21 protein-coding genes and 1 tRNA gene are annotated in these 18,654 nt (G+C 49.4%); 14 read left to right on the top strand and 8 right to left on the bottom strand.

Features of this window, described 5'->3' with window-relative positions; all coding sequences use genetic code 11:
* Positions 1-50: 50 nt before the first annotated feature.
* Positions 51-335, bottom strand: a complete 285-nt coding sequence (rpmB, locus tag AC2D8L_RS13235) for a 50S ribosomal protein L28 (RefSeq protein WP_484685954.1) — start codon at positions 333-335, stop codon at positions 51-53.
* A 236-nt stretch (positions 336-571) separates the two neighbouring features.
* Here rpmB and AC2D8L_RS13230 point away from each other — a divergent pair, with 236 nt between their 5' ends.
* The 5 genes from AC2D8L_RS13230 to AC2D8L_RS13210 all read left to right on the top strand — a co-directional run bounded on the left by AC2D8L_RS13230 (position 572) and on the right by AC2D8L_RS13210 (position 6,477).
* A complete protein-coding gene (locus AC2D8L_RS13230) occupies positions 572-1,372 on the top strand; it encodes a DUF3108 domain-containing protein (RefSeq protein WP_484685953.1) in 801 nt (266 codons plus the stop codon).
* A gap of 455 nt (positions 1,373-1,827) precedes the next feature.
* Positions 1,828-4,659 (top strand): helicase-related protein, encoded by a 2,832-nt coding sequence (locus tag AC2D8L_RS13225; RefSeq protein ID WP_484685952.1) that lies wholly within the window; start codon positions 1,828-1,830, stop codon positions 4,657-4,659.
* Positions 4,660-4,670: 11 nt separating this feature from the next.
* The gene (locus tag AC2D8L_RS13220) at positions 4,671-5,060 is read left to right on the top strand and encodes an RNA-binding S4 domain-containing protein (RefSeq protein ID WP_484685951.1); all 390 of its coding nucleotides are present in this window, start codon (positions 4,671-4,673) and stop codon (positions 5,058-5,060) included.
* 188 nt (positions 5,061-5,248) lie between these two features.
* On the top strand, positions 5,249-5,587 hold the full coding sequence (gene fdxA / locus AC2D8L_RS13215; RefSeq protein WP_484685950.1) for a ferredoxin FdxA: 339 nt from the start codon (positions 5,249-5,251) through the stop codon (positions 5,585-5,587).
* A 323-nt stretch (positions 5,588-5,910) separates the two neighbouring features.
* Positions 5,911-6,477, top strand: coding sequence for a CarD family transcriptional regulator (locus AC2D8L_RS13210; protein WP_484685949.1), 567 nt, complete (start codon positions 5,911-5,913; stop codon positions 6,475-6,477).
* Between the two features lie 52 nt (positions 6,478-6,529).
* Here AC2D8L_RS13210 and AC2D8L_RS13205 read toward each other — a convergent pair whose 3' ends face one another.
* On the bottom strand, positions 6,530-7,984 hold the full coding sequence (locus AC2D8L_RS13205) for a M48 family metalloprotease (RefSeq protein WP_484685948.1): 1,455 nt from the start codon (positions 7,982-7,984) through the stop codon (positions 6,530-6,532).
* Positions 7,981-8,760, bottom strand: a complete 780-nt coding sequence (locus tag AC2D8L_RS13200; RefSeq protein WP_484685947.1) for a thermonuclease family protein — start codon at positions 8,758-8,760, stop codon at positions 7,981-7,983. The genes AC2D8L_RS13205 and AC2D8L_RS13200 overlap by 4 nt, the downstream gene beginning before the upstream one ends.
* Here AC2D8L_RS13200 and AC2D8L_RS13195 point away from each other — a divergent pair.
* The 3 genes from AC2D8L_RS13195 (at position 8,753) to AC2D8L_RS13185 (ending at position 10,260) form a co-directional block, all read left to right on the top strand.
* On the top strand, positions 8,753-8,947 hold the full coding sequence (locus AC2D8L_RS13195; protein ID WP_484685946.1) for a hypothetical protein: 195 nt from the start codon (positions 8,753-8,755) through the stop codon (positions 8,945-8,947). The two genes, AC2D8L_RS13200 and AC2D8L_RS13195, sit on opposite strands and share 8 nt — an antisense overlap.
* Positions 8,925-9,001, top strand: a tRNA-Arg gene (locus AC2D8L_RS13190). Before AC2D8L_RS13195 ends, AC2D8L_RS13190 begins: the two co-directional genes overlap by 23 nt.
* Before the next feature lie 89 nt (positions 9,002-9,090).
* Positions 9,091-10,260, top strand: a complete 1,170-nt coding sequence (locus AC2D8L_RS13185; RefSeq protein WP_484685945.1) for a pyridoxal phosphate-dependent aminotransferase — start codon at positions 9,091-9,093, stop codon at positions 10,258-10,260.
* A gap of 31 nt (positions 10,261-10,291) precedes the next feature.
* Here AC2D8L_RS13185 and AC2D8L_RS13180 read toward each other — a convergent pair whose 3' ends face one another.
* From AC2D8L_RS13180 to AC2D8L_RS13165, 4 genes are all read right to left on the bottom strand, one after another.
* Positions 10,292-11,248: a sensor domain-containing diguanylate cyclase gene (locus AC2D8L_RS13180; RefSeq protein WP_484685944.1), complete on the bottom strand. Its 957-nt coding sequence runs from the start codon at positions 11,246-11,248 to the stop codon at positions 10,292-10,294.
* A 274-nt stretch (positions 11,249-11,522) separates the two neighbouring features.
* On the bottom strand, positions 11,523-11,918 hold the full coding sequence (locus AC2D8L_RS13175) for a Fur family transcriptional regulator (protein WP_484686405.1): 396 nt from the start codon (positions 11,916-11,918) through the stop codon (positions 11,523-11,525).
* Positions 11,918-12,730 carry a metal ABC transporter permease gene (locus AC2D8L_RS13170; RefSeq protein WP_484685943.1) on the bottom strand — a complete coding sequence of 271 codons (813 nt, stop codon included), beginning with the start codon at positions 12,728-12,730 and terminating at the stop codon, positions 11,918-11,920. The genes AC2D8L_RS13175 and AC2D8L_RS13170 overlap by 1 nt, the downstream gene beginning before the upstream one ends.
* On the bottom strand, positions 12,723-13,550 hold the full coding sequence (locus AC2D8L_RS13165; RefSeq protein WP_484685942.1) for an ATP-binding cassette domain-containing protein: 828 nt from the start codon (positions 13,548-13,550) through the stop codon (positions 12,723-12,725). The genes AC2D8L_RS13170 and AC2D8L_RS13165 overlap by 8 nt, the downstream gene beginning before the upstream one ends.
* A 146-nt stretch (positions 13,551-13,696) precedes the next feature.
* Between AC2D8L_RS13165 and znuA the strand changes: the two genes are divergently transcribed.
* Entirely contained in the window at positions 13,697-14,689 is a 993-nt protein-coding gene (gene znuA, locus AC2D8L_RS13160) for a zinc ABC transporter substrate-binding protein ZnuA (protein WP_484685941.1), read from the top strand.
* On the opposite strand, the gene AC2D8L_RS13155 is transcribed toward znuA, so the two are convergent.
* Positions 14,681-15,997 (bottom strand): NAD(P)H-dependent oxidoreductase, encoded by a 1,317-nt coding sequence (locus tag AC2D8L_RS13155; RefSeq protein WP_484686404.1) that lies wholly within the window; start codon positions 15,995-15,997, stop codon positions 14,681-14,683. The genes znuA and AC2D8L_RS13155 overlap by 9 nt on opposite strands.
* A 183-nt stretch (positions 15,998-16,180) precedes the next feature.
* Between AC2D8L_RS13155 and AC2D8L_RS13150 the strand changes: the two genes are divergently transcribed.
* The 5 genes from AC2D8L_RS13150 (at position 16,181) to AC2D8L_RS13130 (ending at position 18,603) form a co-directional block, all read left to right on the top strand.
* On the top strand, positions 16,181-16,732 hold the full coding sequence (locus tag AC2D8L_RS13150) for a DUF924 family protein (protein WP_484685940.1): 552 nt from the start codon (positions 16,181-16,183) through the stop codon (positions 16,730-16,732).
* A 29-nt stretch (positions 16,733-16,761) separates the two neighbouring features.
* Positions 16,762-17,175, top strand: a complete 414-nt coding sequence (gene fosX / locus AC2D8L_RS13145) for a FosX/FosE/FosI family fosfomycin resistance hydrolase (protein ID WP_484685939.1) — start codon at positions 16,762-16,764, stop codon at positions 17,173-17,175.
* 123 nt (positions 17,176-17,298) lie between these two features.
* Positions 17,299-17,778: a DUF1203 domain-containing protein gene (locus AC2D8L_RS13140; protein ID WP_484685938.1), complete on the top strand. Its 480-nt coding sequence runs from the start codon at positions 17,299-17,301 to the stop codon at positions 17,776-17,778.
* Positions 17,779-17,890: 112 nt separating this feature from the next.
* Positions 17,891-18,355, top strand: coding sequence for a CAP domain-containing protein (locus tag AC2D8L_RS13135; protein WP_484685937.1), 465 nt, complete (start codon positions 17,891-17,893; stop codon positions 18,353-18,355).
* Positions 18,356-18,387: 32 nt separating this feature from the next.
* The gene (locus AC2D8L_RS13130) at positions 18,388-18,603 is read left to right on the top strand and encodes a sulfurtransferase TusA family protein (RefSeq protein WP_484685936.1); all 216 of its coding nucleotides are present in this window, start codon (positions 18,388-18,390) and stop codon (positions 18,601-18,603) included.
* Positions 18,604-18,654: the final 51 nt, after the last annotated feature.

Here is an 18,654-nt window from a genome sequence, read left to right as displayed (position 1 = left end):
ACATTATGTTGCGCGGTATCAAATTTGAATTCTTTAGAAGAACCGTTTCCTTAAGACGCAAGCGCCTGACGAAGTTCTTTTTTCACACCCAATGCGCGATCTGACAATTCAGTGTCTTTCGCTTTAAGCAAATAAGCGTCCAAGCCACCGCGGTGCTCAACTGTACGCAAAGCCGCTGCAGAAACCTTAAGTTTCACATTGCGGCCCAAAGCTTCAGACATCAAAGTCACATTGCACAAGTTTGGCAAAAATTTACGGCGAGTCCGGTTGAGCGCGTGGCTCACATTATTGCCAGACATCACACCTTTGCCAGAAAGTTCACAACGACGTGCCATGTTTTTTGTTCCCGTTCGATCCATAAAACCTGAATTGTCTCGTGCATTACGCCGAGCCCGATAGGTCTCAATTATATGAAAAAGTCGCGTTTAAATAGATAATGGGCTGGCATTAGTCAAGCACTTCTGTTGATTTTACATCGTGAAATGCCTTGAAAGCGTCATTCCATGTCGGCACTGTAAAAAATCAGTGATTCGTAAAACCAGTTCGCATTAGCCAAGGAGCGACCGACATCGTGGCCGCATACCCCTTACAAACTCTTTTCCGCACCCTTCTTACCCTACTTATCTTCGCATTGTTACCCACAAACGGGTTCGCTGCGTCATTAGACAGCCAAGCACGATATGTGGTCACCTTACGTGGGGTCAATATTGCGGAAGTTGGGGTGAGCTTTAAGGATGACGGCAACAATTACAGCGTCAACATTAGTGGTGATGTTTCTGGTCTTGCATCTTTGGTGGCGGCAGGTACAGCAAGACTGACATCAAGCGGTTCTTCAAGTGGCAAACAGCTTCAATCCAATCGGTTCCTATTGGAAACCAAAACCAGCGCCGACACGTTCACCGTTCAATTCCAAGCCAACAACGGCAATGTCACCAGCATGCAAGTGGTGCCACCCCTAAGCCAAAACAACAACCGTGTGCCCGTTGTCTCAAAACATCGCCGTGGCATCAACGATCCAGTTGCGGCATTTCTTGTGAAGGCCGACACGTTAGGCCCAGAAGTCTGCAACCACAATTTCAATGTCTATACCGGCGTTGAGCGATATGATCTCGATCTCAAATTCGCTGAAAAGCAAACCGCCACATCCAAACGCACTGGATATCAGGGGCCTGTGATGTTGTGCACCATGCGCTACAAGCCAATTTCTGGCCACTTCACCAATTCGGACACCACCAATTACATGAAAAGCAACCAGCGCTTTCTGATCTGGTACGCCCCTTTGGGCAACTCCGGCTATATGATTCCCTATCGGGTTTTGGTCGGCACGGCTTTTGGCGACTTGTCCATGGTACTCACCCGGCTAAATTACTAAAAAACCTCGAGATTTTGGCTCAGTTCCATTAACCATAAACGCCTGAAGCGCGTTCTCGTTTCGACACGTCAATTTCTTTTTGGTAAAAATTCGCCCTAAATGCCCCACATTTCCAACGCCAGAAGTTAACGCCACAAATAAAACCACATTGCCGCTGTTCAAACTAATGCAACATTCATTATCAAATGCCCCAAATTAATTGATTTGAAACTCAAATGAACGCCGGTCGGCAATTTCAAGGGCGAAAAATGAACGATTTTCAAAAAATAGTGGCCCATTGCACTTCGACCCACCATATAATGTGGAGAACGAAATCAGAATCAACACAGAACCGCGATTCGGTCCGTGTTCGTTCTCGTTTCGTACCAGAAGTAAATCCAGCGCTGCTTTAACCCGCTGTCCTGTCCCAAAAAAAGACAGTTATTGCAGCTACTTTAAGGACGCCGGAGCAATTTATGACGACCCACTTCACCACGGGAACCGTTAAGGCCATTTTGGGGCCAACAAACACCGGAAAAACCCACTTTGCCGTTGAACGTATATTGGCGCACCGTTCGGGTATGATTGGTTTACCTTTGCGCCTGCTGGCACGCGAAGTCTATCAACGTCTTGTGGACCGGGTTGGCACAGGCGCGGTGGCCCTTGTGACCGGTGAAGAACGTATCGTGCCCAAAGGCGCAAGATATTGGGTGGCAACTGTAGAGGCCATGCCCACCGACTTGGTTGTTGAATGTGTAGCCGTCGATGAAATCCAAACCGCAACCCATCTTGATCGTGGGCACATATTTACGGATCGCATCTTAAACGTGCGCGGCACGCAAGAAACGCTTTTGCTAGGTGCCGCAACCATGGCACCCATCATCGCCGCGCTTTTGCCGAATGCCGAAATCATCATGCGACCAAGGTTTTCTGAGCTCACTTACGCGGGTTCAAAAAAAATCACCCGGCAGCCTCGTCGATCAGCCATTGTCGCATTCTCGGCAAACGAAGTTTACGCCATCGCAGAACTAATTCGACGCCAGCGCGGCGGCGCGGCTGTGGTGATGGGCGCCCTGAGCCCGCGGACCCGTAATGCGCAGGTTGAACTCTATGAAAATGGTGAAGTTGATTTTTTGGTCGCCACCGACGCTATCGGCATGGGACTTAACTTAGATATCAACCATGTCGCGTTTGCTGCAGATATGAAGTTTGATGGCAAGCAGATGCGCCCGCTCACCCCGGCGGAGTTCTCCCAAATTGCTGGGCGTGCTGGCCGCCACAAACGCAATGGCACATTTGGCGTCACCGGCGGCGCTGAAAGTTTTACACCCGAATTGGTCGAACAACTCGAAGCCCATCAATTCGAACCGGTCAAAATGCTGCAATGGCGCAATATGAAGCTGGATTTCTCATCCTTCACTGCATTGCAGCGTTCTCTAGATATGCGCTCGACCCACAAAAAACTCACCAATGTACCGGTTGCAAAAGACCAGCTGGGGTTAGAGTTTTTGATGCGTCACCCCGATATTGGGCCCAAATCGGGCAAAACTCTCACCCATCTTGCATGGGAATGCGCGTCAATTCCGGACTATCGGAACATCTCGCCGGCCCAACATGGTGAGATAATTGCCACAATTTTTGCAAATCTTGCGCAATCTGAAACAATTAGCGAAGACTGGATTGCCGAACAGGTCAGGTTTTGCGACAATGACAATGGTGAAATTGACACCTTGTCCAATCGGATCAAACAAATTCGAACCTGGACATTCGTTGCAAACCGAAAAAATTGGCTCAAAGACCCTACCTATTGGCGTGAAAAAACAAAAGAGATTGAAAACTCCCTATCAGACGCATTACATAAGCGTCTTATGCAGCGATTTATCGATCGTCGCACGAGTGTTTTAATGCGCCATTTAAGAGATAAACAAATGACGGCTCCAGAAGTATCACAAAGCGGCGAAGTTTCCTTGGAGGGCCAAGCGATTGGCTCTATTGAAGGATTTCGATTTACCCTCTCATCTCAAGATGGCGGCGAAACCAAAGGCTTGCGCTCTGCCGCAAGCGTTGCAATTGCGCCCGAGATCAAAAAGAGAGCGGAAAAAGTTACCGATTCGCCCAACGACGAGTTTGTTTTAACCGCAGATGGCCTCATCCGTTGGCGCGGCGAGGTTATTGCTGAACTATCTCCAGGCGATGACATCCTGACGCCACGTTTGGTTATTCTGGCCGACGAAAGCCTCACTGGCCCAGATCTCGGATCCGTGCAAGATCGATTAGATCTATGGCTTCGCCATGCGGTGAACACGCAACTTGAACAGTTGATCGCGTTGAAAAATCCTGCCGAGTTAGAAGGCACCGCACGCGGTGTTGCCTTCCGCTTATCAGAAAGCTTGGGCGTTATTCCGCGAACAGAGATCGCTGATGACGTTAAATCTCTAGACCAAGACGTGCGTGGCATCATGCGCAAAATGGGCATAAAATTTGGCGCCTACCACATTTATTTGCCGCTTTCGCTAAAACCAGCGCCTCGCGAAATCGCACTGATTCTTTGGGCATTGAAAAATGGTGGCGTCCGTCAGACGGGCGTGCGCGAGTTGCCGCAAATCATTCTTTCTGGCCGTACGTCAATTGATACTGATCCAGAAGTCGCGAAAGAGCTTTACGAAATTGCTGGGTTCAAGGTGACCGGCAACCGCGCAGTGCGTGTGGATATTCTTGAACGGTTGGCCGATCTTATTCGCCCGCTGATTGCATTTGACCCCAAACGCAACCAAGACACGCCGCCCGAAGGCGCGGCTGATGGCAACGGGTTCCGTGTAACGGTTGAAATGACATCATTGCTTGGCTGTGCTGGCGAAGAGTTTTCTACCGTGCTGGCTTCACTTGGATACAAGGTGACACGCACGCCGATTGAAGCTGAAACTGCTGAACCGATCACCAACGATAATGAAAAGCCAGCGAGCGCAGAAGTGACGGCTGAGCCGGTGACTGAAGCGGCAAACAATAACGAAGAAACAACCCCAGCTGAAGCTGCGGAGGGTGACGACAAAACGACGGCCGCCGCTGAGCCCATTGAGCCACAGTTCGACGAAGTTTGGCATCCAGCGCCGCGCCGAAACAACAAGCAGTTCCAAGGCAAAAAGCGCGAGCAAAATCGCAACCAGAATGCTCAGGGCAAAGGCCAAAAATCCGGCAAGCCCAACAACAAGAACAATCAGCATCAAAAGCGAAACGCGAAACCGGCGCCAAAATCTAAGCCGATTGATCCAGATTCGCCATTTGCAGCCCTTGCTGCACTAAAGAAATAGCCAACGAACTAATGGGTGAACCGGAACTAAGGCAAAGACTAGATAAGTGGCTTTGGTTCACCAGATGCGCAAAAACCCGCACACTTGCCCAGAAGTTGGTGAATGGCGGTCATGTGCGCGTCAATTCAGATAGATGCATCAATGCAGCCGCAAAAGTGAAAGTTGGTGATGTGCTCACCATCACGCTCCCGCGCGGCATTCGCATTCTTAAAATGCTAGATCCAGGTGAGAAAAGACAGTCCGCAACTTTGGCCGCCCAACTTTATGAAGACCTGAGCCCACCGCCATTGCCCAAGTCCACAGAGCCCCGCCCGCTGCCTCAAGCAGTGCGTGAAAAAGGCGCAGGTCGGCCGACAAAGCGCGAAAGACGTGAGACAGACCAGCTGAAAACGCCGGATTGAAACAGCATTTCCTCTTTTGCCCTAGGATTGAAAAGCGTTACTCAAAACCGCTCTTGCGCTTATCGCAAAAATTCATTAGCCAATAGACCGACAGTTTTCTCGCTAGGCTGGAAAGATTGGGGCAGTTTAAGTCCAGTTGCACTTTCCCAACGGCCATGGCGAAAATATTCACCTAACGGAACTCACCTATGACCTACATCGTCACCGACAATTGTATCAAATGCAAATATATGGACTGCGTTGAAGTCTGCCCCGTCGATTGTTTCTATGAGGGCGAGAACATGTTGGTCATTCACCCTGACGAATGTATCGATTGTGGCGTGTGTGAACCTGAATGTCCTGCCGAAGCGATTTTGCCCGATACAGAGCCGGGCCAAGAAGCTTGGTTGGAACTCAATACCAAATTTGCTGACGTATGGCCAAACATCACCGAAAAGCGTGAGCCGCCTGCAGATGCCGCCAAGTTCGATGGTGAAAAGAACAAGTTGGAAAACCATTTCTCCGAAGCGCCTGGCGAAGGCGACTGATCGGCAATTGTCTGGCCACGCCAACAACGAGCGGTTGGCCAAGCAAATAATGGCAAAATTAAGCATTAAGTACGTAAAAACGCGGCAAAATTGATTCTGTCGCGCTTTTGTGTTACATTAGCGTAACAGTTGTAATTTTGTCGTTTACCCAACCGTGCCGGAGGGCACGTTTTTTTTGCTCAAATGCAATCAAATTAGGATTTTGGTAACCAATCACTAGACCTCAGTTGGGTTCGTGAACGACAGTTTTTGCAACAATGGTCAGTATAGATCAGTTAGGACACCCCAAAAGGTGTCAAGGCGTCAATCAGGAGTACTACCGAATGGCAACTAAGAAGTCAGTTCAGCGTCAAGGATTTAAAACAGGCGAATATGTTGTATATCCCGCACACGGTGTTGGCCAAATTACCGGTATAGAAGAGCAAGAAGTCGCAGGCACATCTCTGGAGCTTTTTGTCATTAACTTTGAGCAAGACAAACTCACCCTGCGCGTTCCACTCGCGAAGGTAAAAAGCGTCGGCATGCGTAAACTTGCTGAAGAAGCAACAGTTGAAAAAGCCCTTAAAACTGTCACAGGCCGTGCGCGCGTTAAACGCACCATGTGGAGCCGTCGGGCACAAGAATATGAGGCCAAGATCAACTCTGGTGATTTGATTTTGATTTCTGAGGTTGTTCGTGACCTGTTCCGTTCAGAAGAGCAGCCAGAACAATCATATTCAGAGCGTCAATTGTTTGAAGCAGCGATTGATCGCATGTCACGCGAAATCAGCTCTGTGAACAAGATCACGCTTACAGAAGCACTGAAACTGATCCAAAAAAACCTGGCGACAAGCCCACGTCGCGGTCCAAAAACTGAAGAAGGCGGCAACTCATCAGAAGCAGCCGCATAGGTTTTTCAAGCAAATCAAATTAATTCAATAAGGCCGGTCATTTCGATCGGCCTTATTTTTTGACCACAATCTTGTAGCTCTGTCCCGCAATAAGTTGGTCACCTGGCAGCAACCCATTCAACACGTTGAACAGCGCCGCGGCATCAGACACGCCCTTCATACGAGCAACAAGGCTTGAGCTCGTTTGTCCGGTTTTGGCGGTAAGAACTGAAATTTGATATTTCTGGATTTGCCTCAAATCGTTAGAGCGAATTTTCCTAAAGCTCTCCAATGTAGAGTGGAAATCCGAACGCAATCGCGCGCCGGCACTTTTTGCGGCAAAGATGAAGCGATAAACTTGTCCTTCAAACCGCAACACCGCCACTTCAAATGCCCAGTCTTTTGTTTGCGCTGAGGCAGTGGCCATATCGATTGAATTGACGCGCCTTTGTTTGATGGTGCTGTCATCAAGGCCAGCGACCCATCCCGAAGCAATATAGTCAACCAATGAAACTTCAACGGGTACAAACACGCTATCAAACCGCGCCGCCGTTCCGTCTTTTGCCACCGCAACAACCGAAGAATTGCCATTGCTGAGCGAATATCGCTTTGGTGCAGTGAAAACGAACCCTAGATTTGGGTGCAAAAAGCGCTGCCCCGCAATCGCGCCATTGTTGGGGTTCGGCCCAAACGCAATTCCATCGATGGCTTTGAGATAACGTGTACGTTCGCTGGCACCGATGCCCGGCGCACCAAATCCGCGCGCAGCCTTTACTGCCAACTCGATCCGGTCGGGTGTTGAAGGATGGCTCGACAAGAAATCATCGCCAGATGTTTCTTTGGATTTAAAAGAAGCGAATTGCCCCATCAGCCCTAGGAACCGCGCCGCGGCGTGAGGATCATATCCAGCCTGCCCAGCGATTTTCACGCCTTCTTTATCCGCAGCCAATTCTTGGGCTTGAGAAAAAGCAGCCAATGAAAGTTTGGACCTTGCCGCCGACTGGTCCGTCTCTGGGTTTGATCCCAAAATGCCACCAATTACCCGGTCAACAATTTTGCTGGTGCGTTCCCGGTTAGAACGTTCCCGCGCATGACGCAGGGTCAGGTGAGCAATTTCGTGGGCTAAAACGGCCGCAAGTTCTGCCTCGTCATTTGCAAGCGCCAAAATCCCGCGCGTCACGTAAATATAGCCACCTGGTAGGGCGAATGCATTGACCTCTTCACTATCCAAAATTGTGACGGTGAGTTTGCTATTCCCCTCACCCGCAGCGACCAGCAATTTCCCTGCAAGCCGCGCGAGCATGATTTCAGAAGAACGATCCTCATAAGAGCCGCCATAAGAGGCGACAATCTTTGGATGTTCGCGCTGCCCCACCACCTGATCACTCGGATCGGTGCCCGCAGGTATTGCGGTTGTGCCATCGCCCAGACGGCTAACCCCAACATTGGGACCGCCATTGAAAATGGTTGTGCACCCAACAAGCAATGCACTGATTGTCAGCGCTATAATGATCCGAAAAATGTTCATTTTGATTTCAACGCCAAAACTTCAATTTGCTCTGGATGTGTTACATCGATACGGGGGCCGTCATCAACATCAACCCACCCGCGAATACGCACAAATGCATCATCAAGGTCATTTAGATCGACACCCATCGCCGTGAAGTGTTTCACCACCCGTCGGTCGATCACGGCGGTGAAGTCTGTTTTCCATTCCCGGCCAAAATTCAAATAGATTCGGTGCGCAGTATCCCCAACGCCAAAAACCCGTCCTTCAACCAGTTCGTAGTGGCCTTCGCGTTTTTCCAATTGTTGCGGCTTATGGGCGTCGCGCAAACGATAATAATCATGGCCCCAAATATTGCGGCGCTCACTGCGTGCTTTGCGCTCAGCCAACAACAGTTCATCAAGGCAATGCCGATTGTCGCTGAAAGAGTAGACCCGCGCCAACCCAGCTTCAATTACGGCCTGTTGGGCCCATCTTGATCGATCATCCTCAACAAATAGATGGCCCAACACACGACCATGCCGATCTCTGCGCGCGCCGCCATAGTAAATACGAACATTTTCACCCATCGCAAAATCATAAAGAAACTCTTGGGATTCATCGGCGAAGGGCCATTTGGCATAGCCAACGCGCCCAAGCGGCAGTTTGGGCGCCTGCATACCAATCAGGCGAATTTTGTCGCCATTGTCGAGCACGACAGTATCCCCATCGGTCACTTCCACCACCAGACCTTTGGGCCCCGGCTTAAGCGTTTCACAGGCAAATACGGTCCCACCGAAGAACATCGACATGCTCATGCTGACCGCCGCCATTGATTTAAAAACTGAAAATGCCAAGAAATACGACGCCCCAACCAAACAAGATCACTTACTGGACGTGATGTTGCATGAAATTAAGGCAAAAATCATCCCTTATTCCGACTTTTCTCAATGTGATGAGCAGGTTATGTTGGCAAATCAGTGGTCCCGTAGCTCAGCAGGATAGAGCACCAGATTCCTAATCTGGGGGTCACGCGTTCGAATCGCGTCGGGATCACCACTTATTCATTTGTCGCCAGATAAGCACGTTATTCAACACCTGATCTTCTACCTGCTGGCGACAACAAAACGTTTAAGAAGTGGTCCGGCATGACAGAATTCAACATTTCCTCACGCATTTCTGACCGAGCCCAAACCTTATCCGCTTCAAAGATTCGCGAAGTTGCCGAAATCGGCATGAAGAAAGATGGCATCATTCCGCTATGGTTTGGGGAAGGCGCGTGGCCAACTGGTAAGATCATCGTTGATGCCGCAACGACCTCACTGAGTGAGGGCAACCATCTCTATCAGCCCAATAATGGCGCCGCAGACTTGCGGGACGCCATTGCGACTTACTCCAACAAAATGTTTACCGCCAAACTTCAGCGTGAAAACATCACCGTAACCCCTTCCGGCATGCAAGGGCTCATGCTGACAGCACAGATTTTGACGTCCCCGGGCGATCGGATCGTCGTTTTGGAACCTGGCTGGCCGAACATCCCCGGCGCATTTCGCGCAATGGGTGCTGATCTAACATCCGTCCCCCTCGCGCCAAAAGATGGTCGATGGTCACTAGATCTGGATCTCTTGTTGAGCGCCCTAACACCTGACACGAAAGCGGTGCTGATCAATTCCCCCAACAATCCAACAGGCTGGACAATGTCGGCAAGCGATCAACGTAGGGTTCTTGATCATTGCCGCAAGCATGGGATTTGGATCGTTGCTGATGACGTCTATGCACGCCTTTACCGACATGCAGACTGTGCGCCATCTTTCCTTTCAGTTGGCGAGCCGGACGATCTTTTGATTTGTGTAAACTCATTCTCTAAATGCTGGTCAATGACGGGTTGGCGGCTGGGTTGGCTCGCAGCACCTGCTACATTGGAAGCAAAACTGGGCCAATTGACCGAGTTCAACACGTCCTGCACACCCGGCTTCATACAAGATGCAGGGCGCATCGCCCTCGAGCAAGGTGACGAGGAAATTGCAAACCTGAGAGAAAAAATCGGTGTCGGCTATGAAGTCGCCGCAGCCAATCTCAGGAAGTTTGAACGTGTGAAATTCATCCAACCAGATGGCGCGTTCTATTGCTTCTTCAAAGTCGACGACCTTAGCGACAGCTTTGCTGCTGCGTTGGACATCATGGAAAAAACAAAAGTCGGACTAGCCCCTGGCATCGCGTTCGGCGAGGAAGGCGAAGGACATCTGCGCCTGTGCTACGCCCAACCGGAGAATGTCTTGCAAGAAGCGTTCAAACGACTTGAAAGCTATTTGGGGTAAACTTGCCCAATCGATTAGGCACGAAGGCCAATTAGGAAGCGTATTCGACTTGATTGCGACCACCGCTTTTGGCTTTATACAAAGCATCATCAGCGCGGCTCAGCAATTTGTCGATTGTCTTGTCGCCAGTTCGGAATTCAGCGATCCCAAAACTACCCGTTACGCTAACCATTCGACCATCGTCCGCGACAACCCTTAGCCGCATAAGGGAACGCCGGAATTCATCTGCCATAGCAAAAGCCGCGTCAGCGCAAAGACCGGGGAACAAAAACAAGAATTCTTCCCCCCCGATTCGGGCAAACATTGCCGAGTCGCATTTGGGCAATGTGCCAACAAATTCATGCGCAATGCGGGTAATTTCTTTCAAAACCAAGTCGCCGAGTGCATGGCCATATGTATCATTTAGCGACTTAAAATGATCGACATCGAGCAATGCAATGCTGATAGTTGGCACTTCTTCTTGATTGAGATAGCTCTCGGCTTCGTAAAACACGTGCCGGCGGTTAAAGGCGCCGGTCAGCTCATCGGTAATGCTGAGCATGCGCAGCGATTGCTCCGCCTTTTTTTGCTCAGTAATATCCTGAAATAGCACCTGCACGACAGGCGTGCCCTCCCATGGGAGGCGGCTAGCGGTGATCTTAATTAAGCGGTCTGTCGAACCCCTACTGACAATAACACTCTCAGCTTCAACGGCTTTTTCGTTTGCGTCAAAAGCCTCTTGGAACAATGAGCTGGCGTTTATGAACTCATCTTCGCGCACATAATCCAAAAAGTGCCGCCCGATCAATTCAGACTTATCTGCTTTAAGAAGATTGCAGGACTCGCCATTGGCATAAAGAATGCCTTGTTGGGTGTGAAACAGCAGACCAATCGGCATAGCGTCAAGCATCGCACCCAACCGCTGTTCAGTGTCGAACAGCGATTCTTGCGTTTTGACGATGGTGTTGACGTCATCAACATCATCCGCAAAAAGGTCGAAGTCTTCCATATCGTCCTACATTGTCGAACACTTAAGTGCGGCGGAGTTTATTGCACTTTGGTTAAAGAACTTTCATCAAATGGTTAAATGGCGCACCATATCGGAGAATAAATGTGCGAAAGCCGTTCAGATTCTTTAGCTCATATGTTCCAATGAGTTAAGCTCAAAAACTGATGCCGCTGATCTGCAACTGAAGAGGAAAAGAGACATGCTCTTGTTAACAAAAATAAGGATCAGCAATCTTCAGTTGGGCCATTGTAAACTAAAATTGTACTAAACTTTCTTATGAACAAGTTGAACATAAGCCGCGAATCTCTAGATTGGTTTTTTGTGGGCTAAATTGTCGATCCTTTGACCATGCAGCCAGCCGCTCTTGAACTGTTTCATCCGAAAACTCGCTAACACTGCCGCACGATTCACAAATTGCGAACGCGACAAAACCGGTTTGCTCGTGGCAATGCGGACCAGCACAAGCAACGAACGAGTTCATACTTTCAAGTCGATGCACGAGATCAATTTCCTGCAGCTTTTCGAGTGCACGATATATTTGCAGCGGCGCCTTCAACCCGTCATCACGTAACTCGTCCAGAATATCATATGCACTCATCGGCCCTTTTGAGGCCATCAATCGCTCAAAGACCAGTGATTGGTTTTTCGTCAATTTATCTTTTGAAGTCATCATTTGGCCTTTCTCATTTTGCGCACCAAATTTGAGATTGGCAAAAGGCTGACGAGGAATATCACAAGCGCTGCAACAACAATTGAAGGGCCCGATGGCGTGTCAAAGGAAAGGCTCATATTCAACCCGCCAACAACAGCGATAACCCCAATAGTCGACGCAATGACAACCATTTGTTCTGGACTGGCTGAAAGCCTTCGCGCTGCAGCCGCCGGAATAATCAACAAGGCAGTGATCAACAAGATACCAACGATCTTCATCGCAATTGCAATCAGCACGGCAAGACACACCATAAGCAAAATTCGTGAACGTTGTGGATGCATGCCTTCAGCCTGTGCCAGTTCGACATTCACCGTAGCAGCGATCAACGCCCGCCATCCCCAAGCAAGACCGACAAGGATAAGCGCGCCAAATCCATAAATCAGTGCAATATCGCCTTTAGAGACCGCGAGAATGTCACCGAACAATAAGGCCATTAAGTCCACCCGTACCCAGCTCATAAAGCCAACAAGCACCAGCCCTAGTGCCAATGTGGAGTGTGATAAAATACCCAAAAGGGCGTCAGAAGAAAATACGCCGCGACGTTCAAGCACCATCAATGCAACTGAAACCAATAGCGCCGCGGCCACCACGCCAACCATCAAATTGATGTTCAAAAGCAAACTAATGGCGACCCCAAGCAAAGCGGAATGCGCCATCGTATCCCCAAGATAGGCCATACGCCGCCAAACAACAAAGGAACCCAACGGCCCTGTGATTAGCGCAAAACCAATACCTGCAACGATGGCGCGGATGAAGAAATCATCAAACATGACCGTGCCCTCCTTCGCCCTCAGTTTGCGTCGGTTTTTGGGAATGGTCGCAATCTTCACAAATTGTGCCATCCGCATGTTTTACTCGGCCGTCCGGCAGGTGATGATGGTCATGTTGGTGGTTATAAAAGGCGACGGCGTCGGAACTATGCGCGCCAAATAACTTTTGATATTCAGGATTTTGCGCCACGAGTTGCGGCGCACCACGGCAACATACATGGCCGTTAAGACATATCACCGTGTCCGTCGCGGCCATTACCACATGCAAATCATGGGAAATAAGCAACACGCCACAATCATGATAGTCTCGCATATGCTGGATCAGCTCATAAATTGCGACTTCGCCTTGGAAGTCGACACCTTGAACGGGCTCATCAAGCACCAGCAAATCCGGTTTTCGCAACATCGCGCGAGCCAATTGAGCACGTTGAAACTCGCCGCCCGAAAGGCCGCTCACTTCATCATAAATCAAATGCCCAACGCCAACCCGCTCCAGCGCCGCTTCAATTTCTTGATCAGAATGTTCAGCCGTTAGGTTCATCAAACGTTTCACGCTCAAGGGAAGCGTCCAATCTAGATCAAACTTTTGCGGTACATAGCTGACGACCAGTTTGGGGTCGCGTATGACGGTGCCTTCGCTTGGCTTAAGCAAACCAAGCGCACATTTCACGCTGGTAGATTTACCCGAACCGTTTGGCCCAATGAGCGTGACAATTTCGCCGCGCTTAACGTCAAAATCTACACCGCGAACAAGCCATTTTCCACTTCGTTCAACGCCGACATTTTTTAAAGAAACAAGCACATCTTGGCTGGCAGCCATCTGGCATCCTCAATTTCTAAGTTGAGCAACGAACAATTTCCCGTTGCCAGTTGACCAAATTCCTATTGCCACTCTGTATGGCATACGTTATATCATAACACAATTATGTAATGTTATTACATTTCAATCTAAATTTGGATATATCAATGCGTTCAACTTCCATTACCCTTTGCGCCGCTGCGTTTAGCCTCGTCCCCCAACTCGGAATGGCTGAGAAATTACAAGTCGTCACCTCTATTCGCCCCATAAACGCGTTGGTGGAATATGTTGCTGGCGATCATGCAGATGTTACGGTTTTAGTGCCAGCCAATGCCTCGCCCCATAATTATGCTCTTAAACCATCAGATGCGCAGAACCTGCAAAATGCTGACGTAATCTTTTGGGTCGACGAGCATCTTGAGAGTTTTTTGGACAAGGCGCTGCAAACAATCCCGCAAAACAGCGAAACAATCGCGCTTGGCGAACAGTCCGGCGTTCTGGTTTTGCCCGGCCGCGAAATTGAATTGCTTCATGAAGATGATCACCACGAGCACGAAGAACACGATCACGAAGAAGAACATGAGCATGAAGAAGAAGCTCAGCACGAGGAGGAAGGGCACGATCAACATGAAGGCCACGACCACGGTGCTGACGATTTGCACATTTGGCTTGATCCAGAAAACGCCAAAACAGTTGCAAACATTATCGCCCAAACCCTGAGCAAGCATGATCCAGACCATCAGGTTCAATATCGTGAAAATGCCGATAAACTTATCCAAGATCTTGATGTTCTAATCGCCGAAACACAGGCAGCGCTGGCCCCGGTAAAAGGCGAGAAATTCGTAACCTTTCATGATGCCTATCAATATTTCGAAAAACGCTTCGGCCTGCAAAACGCTGGCGTTGTAACCGTTAGCCCGCAAGCAAAGCCTGGCGCAAAACGCTTAACGACCCTTAAAGCTGCATTGGGCGAAAACAACATAAAATGCATCTTTTCTGAACCACAATTTGACGCAAAATTGGTGCAACTGGCTGTTGAAGGCACGAATGTAAAAACAGGTGAACTTGATCCACTCGGCGCCGATTTGCCGAGCGACAAAGACCTTTATTTCAATCTCATCAAGAAGCTAACAAATGATATGGTGGCTTGCTTAAGCTAGTCCGAGCATCGCATCTTGTTTGCCCCGCAGCCCGACAATGGCCAAGCTGTTGTCGGGTTTGCAGTTTTGATAGGTGATCAGTTCACCTTTTTTGATTGAGGCAGTGACAACGCCGCCCTCAATCAGACCGCAGGGCACGGCCTTGTTTTGCCGCGCCTCAGTTGCCGTCATGGTCCAAGACCGATAACAATATTGGCCAATCGCATCGAACTTCTCGCCTGCTTGCATGTCCTTCTTCGCCAACGCACAAACTTCGGCCACCGGCACATCAAGTGGCTGCATGTCCACCTGCCCATAAAGCGCAACCCGCGCGCATGATAATGGCACTTCCAAGCTGGTCAAATGGAACGGGCGATAAAGAGTAAAATACGGCCCGCGACCAACTTTAAGATCCGCCATGCGTTCATGAATGCGCTCGTGTGGCGCTTTCACAATTACGAAAACCCCCGGCGCAACGCCTTTACCAATTGTGTAATCAACCCGACCCACATCGGACAGAATGCCGCCATCCCATTCGGGAACCAAAATATCTTCCAGCGTATCCAAGGTGGCCTGTGGACCATGCATGCCTGGCTTGTCTGGCACCAAACCGGTGGCGTTGGCCAAAGCGGCCATTTCCACCATGGTCTTTGAGCCGTCAACAAATTCCACCAACATGCGTGGGTTCATGTTGCGCGCGATGGCCTCGGCCTCATAATCGTCTGGCACAGCATCAACATTAAGCGGATTGTTCTTGCCCTTCCCAGCGGAAACAATTGGCAAGCCAAGCGCGTTGGCAAAATCGATCAGCTCCATGATGGAAGATGGCTCATCCCCGGCACCAACCGTGTAGATTTGCCCAAGTTCATGGGCACGGCGCTTCAGATAGGCACCAACCGTTACGTCGGCCTCAACATTCATCATGATGAGATGTTTGCCCGCTTCTAGAGCCTGCAATCCAATATCCGCTCCAACACTTGGCTTGCCCGTTGCTTCCACCACTTGTTGGATCAATGGATTATTCGCCACCAGCGCTGCGTCCGTGCAAATGGCAATTTTGCCCATTTCGATGGTTTTGGTGATCGCTGCGTCATTTTCACAGACAATGCCGTTTGAGCGATCGCCATACGCGATTTCAACCGCTTTCAGTGCATTATCGGCATTGCGTACCGCCACGGCACCAATCCGCAAACCGCGCATACGTGCCACTTGCATGATCAAGTCGGTGCCCATTTCCCCGGCGCCAATCAGCCCGATGATCACTTCTTTGCCCGCTTCTTCAAGCTTCATGAGATCCCGGCTGAGGCCTGTTAGGCTTTCGGGGGGCATTTGAAAATGATTGGATGCGCGTTGCGACATAAATTACACCTGAGTGAAACCGTTTCGCGCCTTTTAGCCCAGCCAACCGCGATTGGCGATAGGGCGCTTCAATTTAATGTCAGGCGTTAGAACTTGATCTTGGGCTTTAACAATTGCACTTTAGACCAAATTGAAGCCATTCCGAGGATCACCATGATTGTAAAACCCGAAGACGTCACTGAGTTTTGGTTTGTCACCCATGGACCAAAAGACTGGTTTTCTGGTGGCGATGAATTTGATCAAAAAATCGTCGATCAGTTTGGCGACACCAACGCCGCGGCACATAAAGGCGAATTGTTTTCATGGCGCACGTCACCGGAAAATCGGCTAGCTGAAATTATTGTACTTGATCAATTCACCCGCCAAATTTACCGCAAAGACCCCCGTGCGTTTGCCTGCGACCTCATCGCATTGACATTGGCGCAAGAGATGGTGTTACGTGGTGATGATCTAAAATTACCCGACGAACGCCGCACCTTTGCCTATATGCCCTATATGCATTGCGAAAGCCTGATGGTGCACGATGAAGCAATAAAACTATTTGACGCATTACCCGGCGAAAACAGCTTAGAATATGAAATTAAACACCGCGCAATGATTGAAAAATTCGGCCGCTACCCCTATCGCAATGAGGTTTTAGGTCGAAAAAACACGCCGGAAGAAGACGCCTTTTTGTCCGGTGATCATGATAGTTTTGGCCAGTAAAGAAACAGAATCTACGTTGAGGCCATCACATGATTGAAGGATTGTCACACCTCACATTTATCGTGCGCAACATAAATCGAATGACAGACATTCTTATTGGTGTTTTTGATGCCGAAGAAGTGTACGCCAGCGACGAAAAGCAATTTTCGCGCTCGGCGGAAAAGTTCTTTTTAGTTGGTGAGATTTGGATCGCAATCATGGAGGGCGAACCACTTCCCTCACCCACATACAACCACATCGCCTTTAAAATTGGCGAGGATGAATTTGATGAATATCTCGGACGCATCACCAACCTCAAGCTTGAGGTTCTCCCGCCTCGTGATCGTGTTAAGGGCGAAGGCCGCTCCATCTATTTTTATGACCACGACAACCACCTATTCGAACTGCATACCGGAACATTGAGCACACGGCTTGCTCGATATGCACAGGAAGAGAATTCATAATACTGTGGCCCTGCAAGTAAAACGCAGAATATTTTTTCAAAAAAATCTCAAACCGGTCAAAACCGGGTCGCCTAAATTCAATTGATTTTGCATCTTCTTGGCACAGAACAAGGAGATAGACAGATGGTACAGGCTTTTAAATTTACCCCAATCCCAACACGACGCGCTCAAAAATGGTGGGACGGTGGAAATGACGATTATGGCAATGCGCTAGAGCATCGCGTTTCTGATGGTGGCTCACCATGTCGCCATTGCCTTAAGAATATCGCGGAAGGAAAGCCCGTACTTCTAGGTGCCTATAAGCCGTTCGATGGCACCGGCGCATTCACCGAAACTGGACCTATATTTGTGTGTGGCGAACCGTGCCAGCGATTTGAGGGCAAGGCGAACGAACTGCCGCCCGTGGTTGCCGAGCGCGAAAAATTTATGATCCGGGGATATTCGTCGGACGAAAAGATCAATTACACCACGGGCCAAATCGTACGTGTCGATGAACTGAAAAAAGTTGCGAACGACATATTTGCAAAAGACGATGTTGAGTTCATCCATTTGCGTTCTGCCGCCTACACTTGCTTTACCACACGTATTGATCGCGCAAGTTAACCTCAATTTCGCCGTACTTTTAGGCTTCCTTGATCATCGGTCAGCATGGATTTGCTGGCCGTTTTTTATTTGCTCTGTTAAAAGCCGATATTGATGTTGGTTGGGGATTGCCATGCGTAAACTATTCGCCATTTTCGCACTATTGTTGCCACTTGCTGGCTGTGTCGCCGCGACCAGCCCACTTCCTGTTGGTCTAACTGCATCCATGGCAAAACCGGGCGCTCAATTGGACCGCCAAGAAGCCATTGGCCTGATCAATCAATATCGTGCCGCAAACAACCTTCCCCTGCTCACGCTAACAAGCCAACTCAATGAAGTGGCAAAACTTTCTGCTGCCCGCTATGCAAATGATGGCAACAATAATGGTGCAGCCGCATTAATCGCCGAAAAGTCCAACGCATCCGCATTATTTAGTGCTGGTTATTCCAATTTTGCCGAAACATTTTCCGGCTGGCGCAGCTCTAGTCGCGACGCAAAGACATTGCTGACACCCCGGGCAAAACAAGCTGGCTTGGCGGTCAATTACAGCCAAAACTCTAATTTTGGCACACATTGGGTACTCGTGGTTCAAGACTAGGACTTGAACCCAAACAACGTGGCAAAACGAATATGCAAATCGATACCATTGGATTGAACTGCCCTCTACCCGTCATCAAGGCTGAAAAGGCGCTGGCAAGCATGAAGTCCGGCGAACGCCTGATCGTTTTGGCCAGCGATCCACTTGCCGCCATTGATATTCCCAATATGTGCAATCAAATGGGTCATCGTCTGATTGAAAGCACAAAGGCGGAAAATTATTTGCGGTTTGAAATTCAAAAAGCGTAATTTTAAGAATAGACGCCCGAATTGCGACGGACAGGTCGACCAATTTCGTGC

The sequence above is a fragment of the Maritalea sp. YIW29 genome, from assembly GCF_057219265.1.
Note: the sequence above shows the minus strand (reverse complement) of the source record. Positions and strands in the feature narration are given on the sequence as shown.